The 17,222-nt window shown below is 69.7% G+C and carries 17 protein-coding genes and 2 pseudogenes; 6 read left to right on the top strand and 13 right to left on the bottom strand.

Annotated features, from left to right (window positions below):
* Positions 1-394: pseudogene (locus IEY73_RS07360) on the bottom strand (hypothetical protein); the annotation flags it as partial.
* 355 nt (positions 395-749) lie between these two features.
* Between IEY73_RS07360 and IEY73_RS33435 the strand changes: the two are divergent.
* Positions 750-890 (top strand): annotated as a pseudogene (locus IEY73_RS33435) (uridylate kinase); the annotation flags it as partial.
* Between the two features lie 118 nt (positions 891-1,008).
* On the opposite strand, the gene IEY73_RS07355 reads toward IEY73_RS33435, so the two are convergent.
* The 4 genes from IEY73_RS07355 to IEY73_RS07340 form a co-directional block, all read right to left on the bottom strand.
* A complete protein-coding gene (locus IEY73_RS07355; RefSeq protein WP_189078313.1) occupies positions 1,009-2,163 on the bottom strand; it encodes an MFS transporter in 1,155 nt (384 codons plus the stop codon).
* Between the two features lie 40 nt (positions 2,164-2,203).
* A complete protein-coding gene (locus IEY73_RS07350) occupies positions 2,204-2,980 on the bottom strand; it encodes a DUF6065 family protein (RefSeq protein ID WP_189078312.1) in 777 nt (258 codons plus the stop codon).
* 477 nt (positions 2,981-3,457) lie between these two features.
* Positions 3,458-4,492: an L-histidine N(alpha)-methyltransferase gene (locus IEY73_RS07345; RefSeq protein WP_189078311.1), complete on the bottom strand. Its 1,035-nt coding sequence runs from the start codon at positions 4,490-4,492 to the stop codon at positions 3,458-3,460.
* A 258-nt stretch (positions 4,493-4,750) separates the two neighbouring features.
* Entirely contained in the window at positions 4,751-5,158 is a 408-nt protein-coding gene (locus IEY73_RS07340) for a peptidase inhibitor family I36 protein (protein WP_189078310.1), read from the bottom strand.
* A 194-nt stretch (positions 5,159-5,352) separates the two neighbouring features.
* Between IEY73_RS07340 and IEY73_RS07335 the strand changes: the two genes are divergently transcribed.
* Both IEY73_RS07335 and IEY73_RS07330 read left to right on the top strand, forming a co-directional pair.
* Positions 5,353-6,126: a sugar phosphate isomerase/epimerase family protein gene (locus IEY73_RS07335; protein WP_229715642.1), complete on the top strand. Its 774-nt coding sequence runs from the start codon at positions 5,353-5,355 to the stop codon at positions 6,124-6,126.
* Complete coding sequence (locus tag IEY73_RS07330; protein ID WP_189078309.1) at positions 6,123-7,223, top strand: Gfo/Idh/MocA family protein; 1,101 nt, start codon at positions 6,123-6,125, stop codon at positions 7,221-7,223. Before IEY73_RS07335 ends, IEY73_RS07330 begins: the two co-directional genes overlap by 4 nt.
* On the opposite strand, the gene IEY73_RS07325 is transcribed toward IEY73_RS07330, so the two are convergent.
* The 3 genes from IEY73_RS07325 to IEY73_RS07315 are packed head-to-tail and all read right to left on the bottom strand — an operon-like array spanning position 7,205 to position 10,478.
* Positions 7,205-8,227: a Gfo/Idh/MocA family protein gene (locus IEY73_RS07325; RefSeq protein ID WP_189078308.1), complete on the bottom strand. Its 1,023-nt coding sequence runs from the start codon at positions 8,225-8,227 to the stop codon at positions 7,205-7,207. The two genes, IEY73_RS07330 and IEY73_RS07325, sit on opposite strands and share 19 nt — an antisense overlap.
* Positions 8,224-9,426: a Gfo/Idh/MocA family protein gene (locus tag IEY73_RS07320; RefSeq protein ID WP_189078307.1), complete on the bottom strand. Its 1,203-nt coding sequence runs from the start codon at positions 9,424-9,426 to the stop codon at positions 8,224-8,226. Before IEY73_RS07320 ends, IEY73_RS07325 begins: the two co-directional genes overlap by 4 nt.
* Positions 9,423-10,478, bottom strand: coding sequence for a zinc-dependent alcohol dehydrogenase (locus tag IEY73_RS07315; RefSeq protein ID WP_189078306.1), 1,056 nt, complete (start codon positions 10,476-10,478; stop codon positions 9,423-9,425). Before IEY73_RS07315 ends, IEY73_RS07320 begins: the two co-directional genes overlap by 4 nt.
* A gap of 103 nt (positions 10,479-10,581) precedes the next feature.
* On the opposite strand from IEY73_RS07315, the gene IEY73_RS07310 reads away from it, so the two are divergent.
* From IEY73_RS07310 to IEY73_RS07300, 3 genes are read left to right on the top strand one after another with little or no spacing between them, the layout of a single operon-like run.
* On the top strand, positions 10,582-11,523 hold the full coding sequence (locus tag IEY73_RS07310; RefSeq protein ID WP_229715641.1) for a sugar phosphate isomerase/epimerase family protein: 942 nt from the start codon (positions 10,582-10,584) through the stop codon (positions 11,521-11,523).
* Positions 11,499-12,227, top strand: coding sequence for an orotidine 5'-phosphate decarboxylase / HUMPS family protein (locus tag IEY73_RS07305; RefSeq protein WP_189078304.1), 729 nt, complete (start codon positions 11,499-11,501; stop codon positions 12,225-12,227). Before IEY73_RS07310 ends, IEY73_RS07305 begins: the two co-directional genes overlap by 25 nt.
* Position 12,228: 1 nt before the next feature.
* Entirely contained in the window at positions 12,229-13,236 is a 1,008-nt protein-coding gene (locus IEY73_RS07300) for a sugar phosphate isomerase/epimerase family protein (protein ID WP_189078303.1), read from the top strand.
* Positions 13,237-13,238: 2 nt separating this feature from the next.
* Here the strand turns inward: IEY73_RS07300 and IEY73_RS07295 are convergent, their stop codons facing one another.
* Genes IEY73_RS07295 through IEY73_RS07275 form a run of 5 tightly spaced genes read right to left on the bottom strand, consistent with a single transcriptional unit; the run spans position 13,239 to position 17,220 of the window.
* Positions 13,239-13,622 (bottom strand): PIN domain-containing protein, encoded by a 384-nt coding sequence (locus IEY73_RS07295; RefSeq protein ID WP_189078302.1) that lies wholly within the window; start codon positions 13,620-13,622, stop codon positions 13,239-13,241.
* On the bottom strand, positions 13,619-13,867 hold the full coding sequence (locus tag IEY73_RS07290; protein ID WP_189078301.1) for a type II toxin-antitoxin system Phd/YefM family antitoxin: 249 nt from the start codon (positions 13,865-13,867) through the stop codon (positions 13,619-13,621). Before IEY73_RS07290 ends, IEY73_RS07295 begins: the two co-directional genes overlap by 4 nt.
* Before the next feature lie 56 nt (positions 13,868-13,923).
* Positions 13,924-15,327, bottom strand: a complete 1,404-nt coding sequence (locus IEY73_RS07285) for an aldehyde dehydrogenase family protein (RefSeq protein WP_189078300.1) — start codon at positions 15,325-15,327, stop codon at positions 13,924-13,926.
* Between the two features lie 4 nt (positions 15,328-15,331).
* A complete protein-coding gene (locus IEY73_RS07280; protein WP_189078299.1) occupies positions 15,332-16,408 on the bottom strand; it encodes a tartrate dehydrogenase in 1,077 nt (358 codons plus the stop codon).
* On the bottom strand, positions 16,405-17,220 hold the full coding sequence (locus tag IEY73_RS07275) for a DeoR/GlpR family DNA-binding transcription regulator (RefSeq protein ID WP_189078298.1): 816 nt from the start codon (positions 17,218-17,220) through the stop codon (positions 16,405-16,407). Before IEY73_RS07275 ends, IEY73_RS07280 begins: the two co-directional genes overlap by 4 nt.
* Positions 17,221-17,222: the final 2 nt, after the last annotated feature.

The following is a 17,222-nucleotide window of genomic DNA, read 5'->3' as shown; positions in this document are numbered from 1 at the left end:
TGTCGTGATTCTGCGACTGGTGAACCTCCACCACCAGACCATCATCGGCAATCGCAACCGACGGACTCACACCATCGTCATACCGGACGGACCTGCCCCACCGGATACGGTCACCGTCGACCCGGCCAACGTGATACCACAGAGTGTCGTGATTCTGCGACTGATGAACCTCCACCACCAGACCATCATCGGCAATCGCAACCGACGGACTCACACCATCGTCGTACCGGACGGACCTCTGCCAATTGATGCGGTCACCGTCGACCTCGCCGAGGTGATACCAGAGGGTGTCGTGATTCTGCGACTTGTGGACCTCCACGACCTTGCCCGTGCTGTTCACGGCGACGTCGGGCGAGACCCCGGAGTCGTAATTCTGCGGCTGGTTGACCTCCACGGACCGGCTCGTGCTGTCCACGGCAACGTCAGACGCGACTCCGGAGACGGACCGGTCGGTTCCACCGGAAACAGGGTCAGCGGCGGCACTTCTTGCTGGGTCGGTCATGCTGGTTCCTCTCCCCTTATCTGTGGTCGCCTGTTCCCCCGTCCACTCAAGTCGAGCCATGACTTTCGAACCGTGCGCGCGTGCCGACGACTGTCCACAGGTTCAGCGCGCGGGCAGCCCCGGGACCGGGCCCCAGGAAGTGGCGAACCACAACTAGACGCGCATAACCGTAGCGGTTAATTCATCATGGTTGATGTCGGGAATTTACCTCTCATGGCTATTGCCCTGTCGTATTTATCCGATTTGAGACTTACGCTTTCCCCGGGCGCAGCGCTTTCCGCGTGGTGAGTACTCGGCCGAAGGCTGCTATTTCGACGCCCACGACCATGACGCGCTGATCCCGGTCCTGCTCGATCCGCTCGACCCGGACGGAGATCGACATTTCCGGATGAACCAATCGTGATCGAGTGATGGAGCCCTTCACTTTCGCGCAGACGATCCTGAACCAACCGACGCGCGTGCGCGGAGAGACGTCCGCTGTCGATCTGCCGCCAGGTCCGCGCCAGTCATTCGGGCACCGCCGGGGTCGAGCTGGTCAGACGTCGCCCGGCGGTCATCAGGGTCGCCGTGAGAACCACGGCTCCGGTCACGTACGCCGCTCCCGGGCCAGCCAGCCTGGCGATCGATCCAAGCAGAAGGACTCCCGTCCCGCCCGCGGTTATCAGGCCGGCGACCAGCGTCGCCTCGACGTGGCCCACCCGGTCGACCGGCGTCACGTCGATCACGGTCGCCTGCGCACCGACCACCCAACCCAGAGCGGCGCCGACAGACGCGTTTCCCAACACGTAAAGCCAGTCGGGGCCGTGCGCCATCACCAGCAGCCCGGTCGCAGCCAGTGACGCGCCGAGTGCCATGACGGTGCGAACCTGATTGGCAACCGTACGCAGAAAATCGGTGCGGGAGACGACCAGGGTGAACACCGCGCCACCGGCTGATGCTGCTGCCATCGACGGCGGCACCCAGCCAGCATCGGCCACCGCCGGTGCGAGCGCCTCGGCGAGGGAGCCGCTGAACGCGGACGCGAGCACGAGCGCCGCGAGCGGCCGGAGGACGGGATGAGACGCGACGAGGCGGACGCCGTCCAGCGGCTTGGAGCGAACGCGCCCGGCTTGTCGCGGTGAGACCGCGATGGTGGCCAGCACCGCGGCGGCGACCAGGTAAGAGACGATGTCGAGGAGCAGCGAGGTGCGGACACCTATGGTCAGCGTCACGACCGCGCCCACCAGGATGCCCAGCCACTGCGCCGTTTGGTTGATGACACCGGCGGCTCCGAGCAGCGGCAACCGAAGGTCCGAGGGAATCGACTCGGCGATCATCGCGGCCTGCACGCTGCGGAACGCGGCGCGGGTGGCCCCGAGCAGAGCGGCGGACACAACCGCCGTCCCGGTGCTCGGCGCGATTGCGCAGACCGCGACCGCCGCCGCGCCGGTCAGGTTCGCCACCATCAGGGACGTCCGTCGCGGTGGTCGGCCCAGCCACCGGCCGAGCACCCCGGCCACGAACAGTGCCGGCAGCGATCGGCTGGCGAGAACGAGGGCAGGACCGAACGACGAATGAGTGGCGTCGAACGCCAGCAGGATCAAGGCAGCCAGGCCGACGAACGAGCCGAGTTCGGAGACAAGTTGTGCGGTGAGCAGTCGGGCCGCGACCGGATGTCTCAACGCCCCACGGTAACCGGACGTGCGGGTATGCACAGTGCAGCTACGAATCGGGTGACGACGCCCGGCGACGGTCGCGCTGCCGGCTCACATACGTACGCGGTTTCGTCGGGTCTTGGCGGGCGCGGCGCAACTCGACGAAATCGTCCCACACGTCGTCGGGAAAATCGGCCATGCCGCTCAGCATCGGAGCGGAACCTCGGTTCGCCTCCACCATCGAGGTCGGAATCACCTGAGCCACCATCAACGGAAGGTGCCGGTAAAAGCGCACCACCTTGCCCTGTGTGGTGAGCCGCAGAATCGTCGGCAGGAACGAGCGGTACCACTCGCACTCAATGAGACCCTCGTACACATGCACGCCGTCGGTGCGCGGCCAGTTCGGCGGCTCTCGCAACGACAGCAACCATCCCGGCCGGGTGCGAGCCAGCAGACCCGTGATGACCTCCACCCGTTCCGGACTGCGTGGATCGGCGTCGATGAAAGCTGGGAGGCCGCCCAACCGATCGAAGATGTCGAGATCCTTCACCCGCCCCTCGGGCACCGCCGCGATCGCGTCAGCACCACTCGGGAGAACGCCGTCCCGGCCGCCGGCCAGCGATCGCCACCGAGCCGGCTCGTTGTCCTCCAGGAGAGACCAGAACGTCTCGTCGCCGTCCCACCGCAGGGCGAAGTCGACTGGTGGGAACAGATACCACCCGACACCCGAAGCTGTGGTGATGGGAGTGCAAACCTGGGCGGCCCGCGCCGGCAGCGAACCCCGGAGGTCGCGTGACGCCGGTTCGGGCGGCCGCGTGTCCGGATAGATTGAGAAGAATTCCACGAGTGGCCCGACGGCTGCGCCGTTCCGGGCAACGTCGGCGTCAGTGTCGTCCTGCAACTCCCCATCCCCCGTATGACGCTGGTCTGCTCGTCACGGTCGCGGGCCTGTTTGGGAACCACTCATCGGGCATCCAGGACCGAGCCGTCTGCCATGCAATCAGCGTCATGAGCACGCGCCCTGCCGCGGTCGATGTGCCGCGTACGGCGACATCTCATCTTGACGAGCAGGTCGCCGCACGCGGATCGATGAATGGCCGGAACCCCGTGTCAGCTCCGGATCCGGCTCAGTCCCAGACGGTTTCCCGGCGCTCCGGGGTCACCGAGCCCCGAGCGGCTGAGACCAGCCCCTGACGAACCTTCTCGCTCATGAACATGCTCGCTCCCCGCAGTTGCTCGACTCATGGTCCCGGCAAAGATCGTATGATTGAAATACCTAAATGACAAGCAGCCATCTGACGATCTTGCACGTCGATACCCGTCACGTACCGGTGCCGCTCACACACTGCCGGACCGGCGTGGCCACGAAGAGAACGTGGTCACCGGCGGCGACCCCGGTCCGTCCGCCAGGAGGAGCGATAATCCGCAGCCGCACCGTCCAACCGGCGTGCCCCAGTTGGCGTTCGACGTCGGCGGCGGTCAAGTATCGGTAGCGCCACACCGTAACGGTGTCACCGGCAGCGAACCGAGCGGTGCGGCCCTCGAACACGACATCGACCGGGCGGAGCAGGCGCACCCTCGTGAACAGTTCCCGTGCGACCGGGTTGTAGCCGAGTTCGGTGTCATACCAGGCCGGATCGATGCCGCACAGGTCCAGACCCAGCCGTTTCTGCGGCTTGAGGGTACGCCCGGTGTGCACCCGTCTCATGAACTCCGGCAGGCCGGATTCGGGCTCCACCCGGAGTGTCACCATCAGCAGGTCCGTCCGGTCGGACCGGGCCGCTACCCGGCGCAACAGGAGATCGGGATCGCGAAGGTTGTGCAGCGTCCCACCTGCGATCACCACGATCCGGTCGGTGCCGCGACTCATCGCCACGTCGAGGGCCTCACCGGTGAAGTCACCCTCGTGGACATGGATCCGGCCAACCGCATCCGGAAACGCACCCCGTAGACGCCGCGCGGACATGGCCAACAGGTCTGGGCTGATGTCCACCGCCCGGTACGAATCAAGGCGATCCACTATCGATAAATAGGCCATCAGTCCGTGAACACCGGAACCGGTGCCTGGTCCGAGGTCGACCACCCGCGCGGCGCGGCCCGGCCGAAGCAGAGCCACCACCTCGGCCGCATGGGTCGCGATCAGCCAGGGGGTCGGATCAGAGGACGCGCTGTCCGCCGTGGACATTTCGGCCTGATCACTCCAGTACCGGCTACCGACGCCCAGATATGTGTACTCGTAAGGGAACTCATGCCGTTCGGCCATCGCCGCCGCAATATCGGCTACCTGAAATGCGTCGTAGGTGGCGGCGAAGGCCGGAACCGGTGTGACGGTCAACAACCCGTGCGTCGAGTTCATCAGTTCCCCCGTGACATCGGACGGCCAACACTAACAGCGGGTCGACCCGGGCCGGGAGCCCAACGCCGGCGACGGTGTCGATGCCGTGCAGCGCCACGAGAAACTCGGCCAAGTCGTTGTCCCAGCCTCCGTCGGCGACCAGAGGCAGGCTCTTGCCGGGCACGGGGGCCTGCTTCTACAACGGCTCACGCCACCGCGCCCCCCGTGCCCCGGCACTTCGCCGATAGGGCGAAGCGCCGGGGCATGGCCCCCGACGTGCTAGCTGACCACCTTGTAGGCGCTGACCCAGGCACCGATCGCGTGGTATCCGCTTCTGTCGATGACGATCGCGCCGCCCGTGCAGTTGGCGTTGTCCCACAACTCGACCGTGTGACTGTTCTCGGTGCGGGCGGATCGGATGCGGTCGTTCCAGTTGGCGCCGACGTAGTGGCATTCCCCGAGATTCCCGGAGAAGTACCGGTCCGGACCCTGCCAGTCCGTCGAGGAGAAGGCGTGGAAGGTGCCGGACGCCAAGGCGGATGCCTGGGCCGGGCTGGCCGCCAACGCGGACGTCAGCAGCACGGCGGCGGCGGCGATGATGCCGAGGAACCTCGGCCGGGTGGCTCGGCGGAGGATCTTTGCGCCGGGTACGCGACGCGCGGAGTCGACGTGAGTGGGCTGCGACATGGTGAAGCTCCTCTCTTGTTCCATGCCCGCCACTCCAGCAGCGTGCGGTTTCAGACCCGCTTCAGAGCGAATCGGCGGCCGAACCGCCCGCCCCATGTGGTGCCTTAGCAACAAAAAACTGTTACTCTTCGAACAAAGATGTGATTGCGGCACCATCCGCCGGGTGCCGCCGGACCACCAGCGGGAGGACCGCAGTGCCGTTGAAATCCCTCTCCCTCCAGCTCTACAGCGTGCGCCACGAGCTCGACAAAGACGTGCCGGGCACGCTTGCACGGATTGCCGACATCGGTTACCGGCAGGTCGAGTGTTCGCACAAGCTCTACCGCAACACACCCGGCCTGGCCGGGATGCTTCATGACGCGGGCCTGATCGTGCCCACCTTCACCTCTCCCCTGACCGACGTGAACGTCGCGGACACCGGCCCGATCGACCACGACGCCGTGTTCGCCGCCGCCGTCGAGGTGGGCGCAGGCACCGTCGTCGACACCTTCATCCCGGAGCAGTTCTGGTCCAGCCCGGACGACGTGGCGCGCATCGCCGAGGGGCTCAACCGGGCGGCGGTCACCGCGAACGGCTACGGCCTGCGGGTCGGCTACCACAACCACTGGTGGGAGCTGGAACGCCGGTGGAACGGGAGCACCGCCCTGGAGCTGCTGGTCGACGCGTTACGCCCGGAGGTCGTCATGGAGATCGACGCCTATTGGGTGGCCGTCGGCGGCGAAGACGTCCTCGCCCTGCTGGACCGGCTCGGCGAGCGGGTGCGTTTCCTGCACCTCAAGGACGGCCCCATCAGCCGCAACAACCTCGAACAGCAACCGGCGGGGAAGGGCAGCCTCCCGATCGCCGAGATCATCGAAGCGACGCCGCAGGTCGAGGCGGGCGCCGTCGAGTTCGACGCCTACGCCGGCGACATCTTCGAGGGCATCGCCGCCGCGTACGCCTACTTGCAGCCGAGGACGGCATCATGACGGGCCCCGTTGGGATCGCGCTGATCGGCGCGGGCCGGATCAGCGGACAGTACCTGGACAATCTCACCAGCTTCCCGGATCTCGACGTCCGGGTCGTCGCCGACCTCGTACCGGAACTCGCGCAGCGGCAGGCGGCGGCGTACGGCATCGCCGAGAGTGGTCCGCCCGAGCTGGCGCTGTCCCATCCGGACGTGGAGATCGTCGTCAACCTGACCGTCCCGGCCGTGCACGCCGAGGTCTCGCTCGCCGCGCTGCGCGCGGGAAAGCACGTCTGGACCGAGAAGCCGTTCGCGATGAGCCGGGCCGAGGGCGAGGCGGTCCGGGCCGCCGCGGCGGAGCACGGCTTGCGGGTGGGCGGCGCTCCCGACACGTTCCTGGGCGCGGGCCTGCAGACCGCCTTCCGGCTCATCGAACGCGGGGACATCGGCGAGCCGCGCTCCGCGCTCACCCTGTTCGAGACGCCCGGTCCGGTGGCCGAGCATCCCAATCTGGAACGGCTGCTGTCGCTGGGATCGGGGCCGCTGTGGGACATCGGCCCGTACTATCTGACGACGCTCGCCCTCGCACTGGGATCGTTCCGGTCGGTGTCGGCGGTCGGCCGCATCGCCCGGCCGCGGCGGGTGCTGCAGGTCGGGCCGAAGTCCGGCCAGGAGATCACGGTTGCGGTGCCCACGTACGTGAGCCTGCTCTCCGAGTTCGACACCGGCTGCACCGCCACCTCGGTGCTGAGCTGGGATTCCCCGCAGCGCCGCGAGGGATTTCTGGAGATCGCCGGGACCGAGGCCACGGTGTCGCTGCCCGATCCCAATCACTTCGACGGCGACGTGCGTCTCAAGCGGACCGGCGATGACGAGTGGACGGTGGTGAAGGCGACCGGGCCGGTGGCCGGGCGCGGCCTGGGGGTGCTCGACATCGCCCGTTCGGTGCGCGCCGGTGAACCGCATCGCGCCTCCGGCGACCTCGCCCACCATGTCCTGGACGCGATCGTCGCGGCGAACGAGTCGGTCGAGCAGGGCGGCCCGCGGGCGGTGGAGAGTTCCGCGCCGCGGCCACCCGCCGTGCCCGAGACCTACGACCCTTACGCCCGCACGCTCTGAGCGTGCAGGTTCTCGATGATGCCGATCGCGGTGAGCGCGTCACGCGGGTCGACGGGCAACGGCCCGTCGTCCCGCAGCGCCGCCGCGAGCATGGCATAGAACTCGCGGTAGCCTCCGGGCTCGGTCGCGACGCTCGTCAGCTCGCCCTCGCGGCCGAGCTTGCCGTAGCTGTCGGATGAGGCGACGCCGAACGCGGGATCCAGTGGTGACATCCCCGAGGCGAGCTGCGCCTCCTGCACGTCCAGCCCCCATTTCGTGTACGCCCCTTCGGTGCCCAGCACCCGGAATCGGAATCCACGCTGGGCCACCAGGCTGCTCATGGCCAAGTGTGAGCGCACCCCGCCGGTGTGGGTGAGGGCGATGAACGAGTCGTCGTCGTTCACCCCGCCGGTGCGGTGCGCGTCGAGCTCGCCGTAGACACCAGCCACCGGCCCGAACAGTTGCACCGCCTGGTCGATGAGGTGGGCGCCGAGATCATAGGCGACACCCCCGCCGTCCGCACCGGAGGTCCCGCTTTTCCACTGTGGACGCGGACGCTGGCTGAGCCACTCGAACCGGGATTCGAACCGCCACACCTCACCGAGCGCCCCACTGTCGATCAGCTTACGGACCGTCCGGAAGTCCCCGTCCCATCGCCGGTTCTGGAAGACGGTGAGCGCGGCGCCGGTGCGTTCGGCCTCCGCGATGAGCCGCTCGGCGTCCGCGGCACGCACCGCGAGCGGCTTGTCGACCACGGTGGCGATGCCGCGGCGCAGGGCCTCGCCGGCAACGTCCACGTGGGTGGGGGTGGGCGACGCGACCACGATCAGGTCATATTCGCCGTCGAGCACCTCGTCGAGGCGGGCGACGACGCGGGTCTGCGGGTAGCGCTCGGCCGCCTCGGCGGACCGGTCCGGGTTCCCGGTGACGATCGCGCTCAGGTCGTACGCCGGGTCGGCGGTGATCAGCGGGGCGTGGAAGACCCGCCCGGCCAGGCCGTACCCGACGACCGCGGTCCGGATCATGCGGCGCTCACCAGCTTGCCGATTTCGCCGCCCAGCGCCAGGCCGGTGCGTGCCGCGAACGCCGCCACGATCCGCTGGCAGTCGTGGATGTCCGCGCGGCCCTCGGCCAGGGTGGATCGCGGTGGGGTTCCGTTGCGGACCATGTCGTGGAAGGCCTCCAGTTGCCGTTCGAACGCCTCGGTGGTGCTGCGCCGGGTGATCCGCCGCTCCGCGTCGCGGCCGTAGGCCGCCTCGGCGTCGTCCAGGGTGGTGACGGTCAGTTCGGTCGGTGCGTGCATCAGGTACGGCGAGGGGAAGACCAGTTCGACCGTGCCGCGCCCGTGCACCACCCGCACCGTTTCCCGGTACGCGGGCAGGTCGGACAGGTAATGCCAGCCGAGGCTGTAGCGCCCGCCGCCCGCGAGGGTGCCGTTCGCGACGATGGACGGCGGGTGCTCGCCGAACGAGCGCCGGTCCCGGCCCGGGTCGCGGACCGTGTGCGCCGAGGACTGCCGCCAGATGTCGGCGTGGTCCACGGTCGCCGGGCGGCACCCGAAGCTGCGCATGATCGACAGGTCGTGGGCGAGGCTGCTGACCAGGGCACCGCGATAGGCCCGCCACATCGGCTCGTCGGTGGTGCCGCCCAGCGCGTCCGTCCACAGTCTTCGGTCTTCGGCCTCGCCGGCGGCGGTCGCCTCCGCCGGCAACGGGGTGGCGGGCCCGACCACACGGGCCAGGGCCAGTTGCGCCGCGCCGGGCGGGTGCAGCACCGAGGCTTCCACGAACCGGATGTCGTCGACGTCGGCCAGCAGCCGCGCGGCCTCGACCACCGCCGGGTCGTACTGCTTCATATATCCGACCATCACGGCCGGTCCGCCGAGGTCAGGTTCGACGAGCGAGTCGACCTCGGCGGTGGTGTAGGCCAGCGGCTTCTCGCAGAACACCGGCAGGCCGCGGGCGAACCCGGCCCGCACCGCTTCGGTGTGCGAGCCCCGGTGCAACACCATCAGCGCCTCGAAGCCGCCCGCGTCGAGCATCGCGCCGAGGTCGGTGAACCGGCGGGCGATGCCGTACCGCTCCCCCATCGCCTCGGTCACGTCCGGGGCGATGTCGGTGATCGCGGTGACCGTGAACAGGTCCGGGCGGCGGGCGAGCAACGGCAGGTGGACCGCCTGGGCCACCGCGCCGAGGCCGAGCACCCCCAGGCGTACCGGGGTCATCGGGTCTCCCCGCGCAACGACAGCGCCGACTTCACGTTGCGCCCCTCCTGCATCGCGGTGAACGCCTCCTGCCAGTCTTCGATCGGGTAGCGACCGCCGAGCACCCGCTCCGGGTGCAGCCGGCCGTCGGCGAACAGCCGCAGCACCCGTTCCCAGGTGTTCCAGGTGTGCGAGTAGCAGCCGTACAGCGTCACCGCCTTCTTCACCAGCGGATCGATGGTGAAGCCGAGTGGTTGCGGGCCCCAGCCGACCTTGGCGATCGACCCGGCCGGGCGGACGAGTTGCATGCCGGTCTGCAACGCGACGCTGACGCCGGTGGCGTCGACCACCAGGTCGGCGCCGAGCCCGTCGTGCAGCGTGCGGACCAGGTCGGCCGGGTCGTCGCGCTGGACGTTGAGCACATGGTCCGCGCCGAGCGTGCGGGCCGTCGCCAGCCGTCCGGCGTCGATGTCGGTGCCGAGCACGACAGTGGTGGCCGCGCCCTGCAGGATCGCCACCTGCAGGGCGAGGATCCCGATCGCGCCCGCGCCCTGGATCACCACGAGGTCGCCCGGGGTGACGCCGGCCCGCTCGACGACGGCGTTGAACGCCACCGCGAACGGCTCGGTCATCGCCGCCGCCTCGAAGCTCACGCCGTCCGGGATGCGGTGCAGCACCCGGGGCTCGGCGACGAGAAACTCGGCCATCGCGCCGTCGCGCTTGAGGCCGTATCCCGCACGGTACGGGCAGAGGTTGTACCGTCCGGCCCGGCACAGCGCGCACCGCCCGCAGATCGACGCGGCGGTCTCGCAGACCACCCGGTCGCCAACCGTCCAGCCTTCGACACCCGCCCCGACGGCGGCGATCTCGCCGGCCGACTCGTGGCCGAGGGTGACCGGCAGGATCCCGACCGAGCTCTTGCTCTGCGAGTTGTGCCACATGTGAATGTCGGAACCGCACACCCCGACGGTGTGCACGCGGACCAGAACGGCGCCCGGACTCGCCTCGGGCACCGGAACGTCGCGCACCTCGACGGCGCCGTCCGCGGCGGCGTACTTGACCAAGGCCTTCATGGACTGCCCTCCGGGGTTTTGCTCGATTGACCACAACAATAGTTCAGATTCGCCTCAAAGTCTGTACGCTTCGCACCATACTTCGGTGCTAGGGTCACATCTTGTGAAGATCGCAGCATTCCCCAAGGGCGACCTCAACCGGATCGTCGTCCGCCGGGACATGACCGTGTTCGAATGGATCGAGCAGGCCCGCACCCTCGGCGTGGACGGCCTCGAAATGCACACCGGCTTCTTCTGGGAGGCCGACTTCCCCGACCGGGTGGGCGACGCGCTCGCCGCCGCCGACCTCGCGATGCCGATGATGTGCGCGTCGCCGGACTTCACCCACCCCGACCCGGCCGAGCGCGAGCGGGAGATCGCTGCGCAGGCCGAGGCCATGCGGATCACCCGTCTGCTCGGCGGGCCCGGCGCGGTCTGCCGGGTGCTCAGCGGCCAGCGCTGGCCGCAGGTCTCCGTCGGCGACGGGCTGGACCGGGCGGCCGAGGCGATCACCTCGCTGCTGCCGCTCGCGGCCGAACTCGACATCACCCTCGCCATCGAGAACCACTACAAGGCGTCGACCTGGACCTACCCCGAGTTCGCGCAGGCTCCGGAGGTGTTCCGGGCACTGGTCGAGCGGATCGACGACCGGGTGCGTTTCGGCGTGCAGTACGACCCGTCCAACGCGCTGGTCGCCGGCGCCGACCCGGCCGAGTTCCTGGCAGGCGTCGTCGACCGTGTGGTGACGATGCAGGCCTCGGACCGCTACCTGGAGGCCGGTGCCTCCCTGGACGACGTCCCCGCCACCGGCTACCCCGCCGCGCTGAAGCACGGGGTGATCGGGCGCGGGCTCAACGACTACGACCGCATCTTCCCGATTCTGGTCGAGGCCGGATACGACGGCTGGATCAGCATCGAGGACGGGGTCAACGGGCTCGACGAGATGCGCGCATCGGTCGAGTTCCTCAAGACCGCCCGGGAGCGCTGGTTCGACGGCTCGACGGCGGTGCACGTGCGTACCCACGAGGAGGCGAAGAAGGCATGGGCCGCTCGATCGCAGGGCTGAAACGCTCCGACCTGACCCACGGCATCGTCCAGGTGTCCCTGGACCTGAAGAACCTCGACGACGGACTGCGGATGGCCGCGATCGCGGTCGAGGCCGGGGCAGACTGGCTGGAGATCGGCACCCCGCTGGTCATGGCCGAAGGCACCCGGGCCGTCCGCGCGCTGCGGGCGGAGTATCCCGACCATCCGCTGGTCGCCGACCTGAAGATCATGGACGGCGGGTACGGCGAGGCGGCGATGTTCGCCGAGGCGGGCGCGGACGCGGTGGTCGTCATGGGCCGCGCGCACGACGCGACGGTGCAACGGGTGTGCGAGGCGGGTGCGCGGTACGGGTTGCTCGTCATGGGCGACGACATGGCTGCCGGCGACCGGGTGGCCGAGGCCCGGCGGCTGGAGGAACTCGGCGTCGGAATGGTCCTGCACCACATCGGTCATGACCACCGCACCGTGCACCGCGAACTCGGGCTGTCCCCGCTGACCGACCTGCCCGGCATCGTCGCGGCGACCACGGTGCCGGTGCAGGCCGTCGGCGGCCTGTCGATCGACCAGGCCGTCGGCTGTCCCGCGATCGGCGCCGGGGTGGTGGTGTTCGGGGCACCGCTGGCGATCGACGACGAGACATCCTTCACCATCCCCGAGGGCGACCTGCCGCGAGTGCTCGGCGACGCGATCGCCCGGGTGCACGAGACCGCGGTGGTGAGCTGAGATGGCCCTGCATCCGATGACCCTGTTCACCGCCCAATGGGCCGACCTGCCGTTCGAAGAGGTGGTCCGGCTCGCCGCGGAGTGGGGGTTCGACGGCCTGGAGATCGCCTGCAAGACGCAGCACCTCGACGTGGATCGCGCGCTGGAGGACGACGCCTATCTGCAGTCGCGCCGCGACATCCTGGAGCGGCACGGCCTGAAGGTGTGGGCGCTGTCCAATCACGCCCAGGGGCAACTGGTCTGCGACGACCCGCTCGACTTCCGGCACCGCGCCATCGGCGGCTCCCGCACCTGGGGTGACGGCGACCCGGACGGCGTCCATGAGCGCGCCGCCGAGCAGATGAAACGCACCGCGATCCTGGCCCGGCGGTTGGGCGCCGACGTGGTCACCGGATTCACCGGCTCGAAGATCTGGCGGTACGTGGCGATGTATCCGCCGGTGCCCGAGGAGGTCATCGACGACGGATACGCCGACTTCGCGGCCCGGTGGAACCCGATCATGGACGTCTTCGACGCCGAAGGGGTGCGGTTCGCGCTGGAGGTGCATCCCAGCGAGATCGCGTACGACTACTGGACGACCATGCGCACGCTGGAGGCGATCGACCGCCGCGACGCGTTCGGCCTCAACTGGGATCCCAGCCACATGCTCTGGCAGGACGTCGACCCGGTGAACTTCATCCTCGACTTCGCCGACCGGATCTACCACGTCGACTGCAAGGACACCCGGATCCGCCGCCGCGACGGCCGGGTCGGGCGGCTGGGCTCGCACCTGCCGTGGGGCAGCCCCCGGCGGGGCTGGGACTTCGTGTCGGCCGGGCACGGCGACGTGCCCTTCGGGGACGCGTTCCGGGCGCTGGAGGCGATCGGCTACACCGGGCCGATCTCGATCGAGTGGGAGGACTCCCGGATGAACCGGCTGCAGGGCGCCCCGGCGGCCCTGGCCCACCTGCGCTCGCTGCTGTTCGAACCGGCACCGGGCCGGTTCGACAGCGCGTTCACCCAGGACTGACCTCAGACGGCGATGATCGTGACGAGGTCTTCCAGGCCGGCCAGGTCGGCGCCGTTGCGGGTGTAGACGGCGGCCTCGTGTGCGTGCGCCGTCGCGGCGATCAGCAGATCCATCACGCGCGCCCGGGGCTGACGACCGACCTCGACGATCCGTGCCGCCAGTCGTGCATAGCTGTCGGCCACGGCGTCGTCGACCGGCAGCGGGTCGAAGCGTCGTTGGAGGGCACTCAGCCGTGCCAGGCGAGTCGCGCGGGCCTCCGCGTTCTTGGCGACCAGCACACCGAACTGGAGCTCGGCGAGGCTTGCCACGCTGATGGCCAGCTCACCGGGTATCGGGGTGATGTCGGTGGCGATGAGAACGCTCGTATCGAGGATGCCGCGGCTCACCGTTGCGCCCAGGGGTCGACGACCTGGCCGTCCAGCAGATCCCTGTCGGCGGCCCAGTCGGGATCGGTCGGCTGGTCGAAGATGCCGTCGAGTTCGTCCCAGTGCCGCCAGGTGCGAGGGCTGACGGGACCCAGGACCGCCGCCGGACGGCCGGCGACAGTGATCGTCACGCGCTCGCCGGCCTCGGCACGCCGGACCAGCTCACTGGCGTTCTGGCGCATCTCACGCAGCCCGATCTCACCCATAGCCCAAAAGGTAGCACAGGTGCTACAAAGGCAGCGCCGGTCGGGATCGCCCGTGGTCATCCATGGAACGCCACCAGTTTGTGGTGCTGCATCTCCCGTACGGCGTACCCGACGCCCTCGGTGCCCTGCCCCGATTCCTTCACCCCGCCGTACGGCATGTGGTCGGCCCGGAACGACGGCGGCATGTTCACCAGCACCGTGCCGGACTGCGCGCGCCGGGCGAAGGTCATCGCCTCAGCCAGGTCGGCGGTGTGGACCGCCGTATTCAGCCCGTAGCGGGAGGCGTTCACCGCCGCGATCGCGGCCTCCAGATCGGCCACCGGCAACACCGTCAGGACCGGGCCGAACGCCTCCTCACACACCACTGCGGCCTCCGGGTCGACCCCGGCCAGCAAGGTCGGCGGCAGCACGCCGTCCACCACCTCACCGCCGGCCAGCACGGTGGCCCCGGCGCTCACCGCGTCCGCGATGGTCTTGGCCAGCGCGGCCGTGGCCGACTCCGTGATCATCGGCCCGACCACCGTGCCCGGGTCCCCGGGATCGCCGTGCCGCACCTCCCGGAAGGCCGTCGTCAACCGCTGCACGAACGCGTCGTGCACGCCCGCGGTGACGTAGAGCCGTTGCAGCGACACGCACGCCTGGCCGGAGTTGCCGAGGGCGGCCGTGACCGCGTCGGCGGCGGCCCGGTCCAGGTCCGCGTGGTCGGTGACCACCATCGCCGTCGCCGATCCCAGCTCCAGGATGTGCAGCTTGCGCGGCGAGCGGGCCTTGAGCTGCCAGCCCACCCGGCTTGACCCGGTGAAGTTCAGCACCGCGACCCGGTCGTCGGCCAGCCACGCGTCGACCACCTCGGCCGGCTCGCCGCACACCAGGTTGAGCCAGCCGGGCGGCAACCCCGCATCGGTGAACGCGCGCACCAGCGCCGCGGCCGGCAACACCGCCTTCTCCGAGGGTTTCAGCACCACCGGGCAGCCGGCCGCGATGGCCGGGGCGACCTTGTGCAGCACCAGGTTGACCGGGAAGTTGAACGGGGTCACCGCGGCGACCACCCCGCGCGGCTCGGGGATGGTCAGCGCGATCGTGCCGGCCCCGGCCGGAACCGCGTCGAGCGCGACCCCCTCGCCGGTGATGCGCCGGGCCTCCGCGGCGGCGAAGCCTAGTGTCTGCGCCGCACGGGCCAGTTCGGCGCGGGACGCGGCGATCGGTTTGCCGGTCTCCGCGGTGACCAGCGCGGCGAACTCGGCGGCCCGCTCGGTCACCAGCCCGGCGGTCTCGGCAAGCACCCGGGCGCGTTCCGGGACGGGCAGACCGGTCCGCAGGGCACCGGCGGCGGCATCGACCGCCTGGGCCGCGTGCTCGGCGGTGCCGAGCCGCACGGCGCCAATCCGGTCACCGGTCCAGCGGTCGTGCACCGGCCGCTCGTCGCCGTCGTCGAGCCAGTCACCGTCGATGAAGAGCATGCGATTACTCCGGTACGTACGAGGGGGTGAGGGCGCCGATGTGGGCTCGGACCGCGTCGGCCATCTCGGTGGTGGTGGCCGTGCCGCCCACGTCACGGGTGCGCACGCCGCCGTCCAGCGCGGCCTCGAACGCGGCCACCAGGTGCCGCGCGGCGGCCGGCTCGCCGAGCGCGTCAAACATCAGCGCGCCGCTCCAGATCTGGCCGATCGGGTTGGCGACGCCCTGACCGGCGATGTCCGGCGCCGAGCCGTGCACCGGCTCGAACATCGACGGGTGCCGGCCGGGCGGGTTCAGGTTGGCGCTCGGGGCGCAGCCGATCGACCCGGTCACGGCGCCGGCCAGGTCGCTGAGGATGTCGCCGAACAGGTTGGACGCGACGATCACGTCGTACCGCTCGGGATGCAGCACGAGGCTCGCCGCGAGCGCGTCGATCAGCTCGCTGCGCAGGCGGACGCCGCCCGCCCCGGCGACGGTGTCGCGGACGACCTCGTCCCAGAACGGCATGGTGTGCACGATGCCGTTGCTCTTGGTCGCCGAGGTCAGTTCGCCCCGGCGCCCCGCCGCGACCTCGGCGGCGTAGGCCGCCACCCGGGTCACGCCGTGCCGGGTGAAGACCGCCTCCTGCACCGCCAGTTCCTCCGGCCTTCCCCGGTAGACCCGGCCGCCCACCTCGGAGTACTCCCCCTCGGTGTTCTCCCGCACGATCACCAGGTCGATCGGTTCGGTCCCGGCCAGCGGCGAGCGGACGCCGGGCAGCCGGCGCACCGGCCGGAGGTTGACGTATTGGTCGAACCGGCGCCGGATCGGGATGAGCAGACCCCACAACGTCTCCACGTCGGGGATCCCCGGGTCGCCGACCGCGCCGAGGAACACCGCGTCGTGCCCGGCGAGGGTGTCGAGCCCGTCGAGCGGCATCATCCGTCCGTGCGCCCGGTAGTACGCCGATCCCCAGGGCAGCTCGGTCCAGTCGAGGGAGAATCCGTGCGCCGCCGCGACCGCGTCGAGGCAGCCGATCGCCGCCGGCACCACCTCCGGCCCGATCCCGTCGCCCGCGATGACCGCGATCCGCCGCGCGCTCATGAGGCGGTGAGCGCGTGCGCGGGCACAGTGACCACGTCGACGTCCTGATCGGCCAGCATCCGCCGCTGCGGCTCGGCGATCCCGTCGTCGATGACGATCCGGTCCACCACGTCCCAGCCGGAGATCTTCACCATCGCCGAGTTGGCGAACTTCGACGAGTCGGCGAGCAGGACGACCTGCTCGGCGACCTCGATGAGGGCCCGTTTGGTGATCGCGTCGTAGCCGTTGCCGCAGAACGTGCCCCGGTCGCTGATGCCGCTCGCCGCGAGGAAGAAGGTCTCCACCCGCAGACCCGCGATCGCGGCCAGCGTCGACGGGCCGTCGAACGACAGCGATTCCTGGTGCAGCATGCCGCCCAGGCACATCACGTCCACACCGGCGTTGCCGATCAGGCCAGACACCACCGGGAACGAGTGGGTCACCACCGTCAACCCCCGGTCGGCCGGCAGCAGCTCGGCCACCTGATGCCCGGTCGTGCCGGCGTCGATCGCGATCACCGAACCGGGCCGGACCAGCTCGATCGCGCGTTCCGCGATCGAACGTTTGGCGTCGGCCATCTTCGTGTCGCGCAGCCGGTAGTCGCTGCCCTCGATGTCGTTCTTGGTCAGCGAGCCGACGCCGCCCCGGAAGCTGCGCACCTTGCCCTGCTCGGCCAGGCGCTGCACGTCCCTGCGGATGGTCATCTCGGACACGTCGAACGACTGGGACAGCTCAAGGATCGTGCAGTAGCCGTGTTCGGCGATGAACTGCACGATCCGGTCCCGGCGTTCGGGGGCCGAGCCATATCTGAAGTTGTCTTCCACCGTGGTCACCC

Source organism: Mangrovihabitans endophyticus (assembly GCF_014646155.1).
Taxonomy (GTDB): Bacteria; Actinomycetota; Actinomycetes; order Mycobacteriales; family Micromonosporaceae; genus Actinoplanes; species Actinoplanes endophyticus.
Note: the sequence above shows the minus strand (reverse complement) of the source record. Positions and strands in the feature narration are given on the sequence as shown.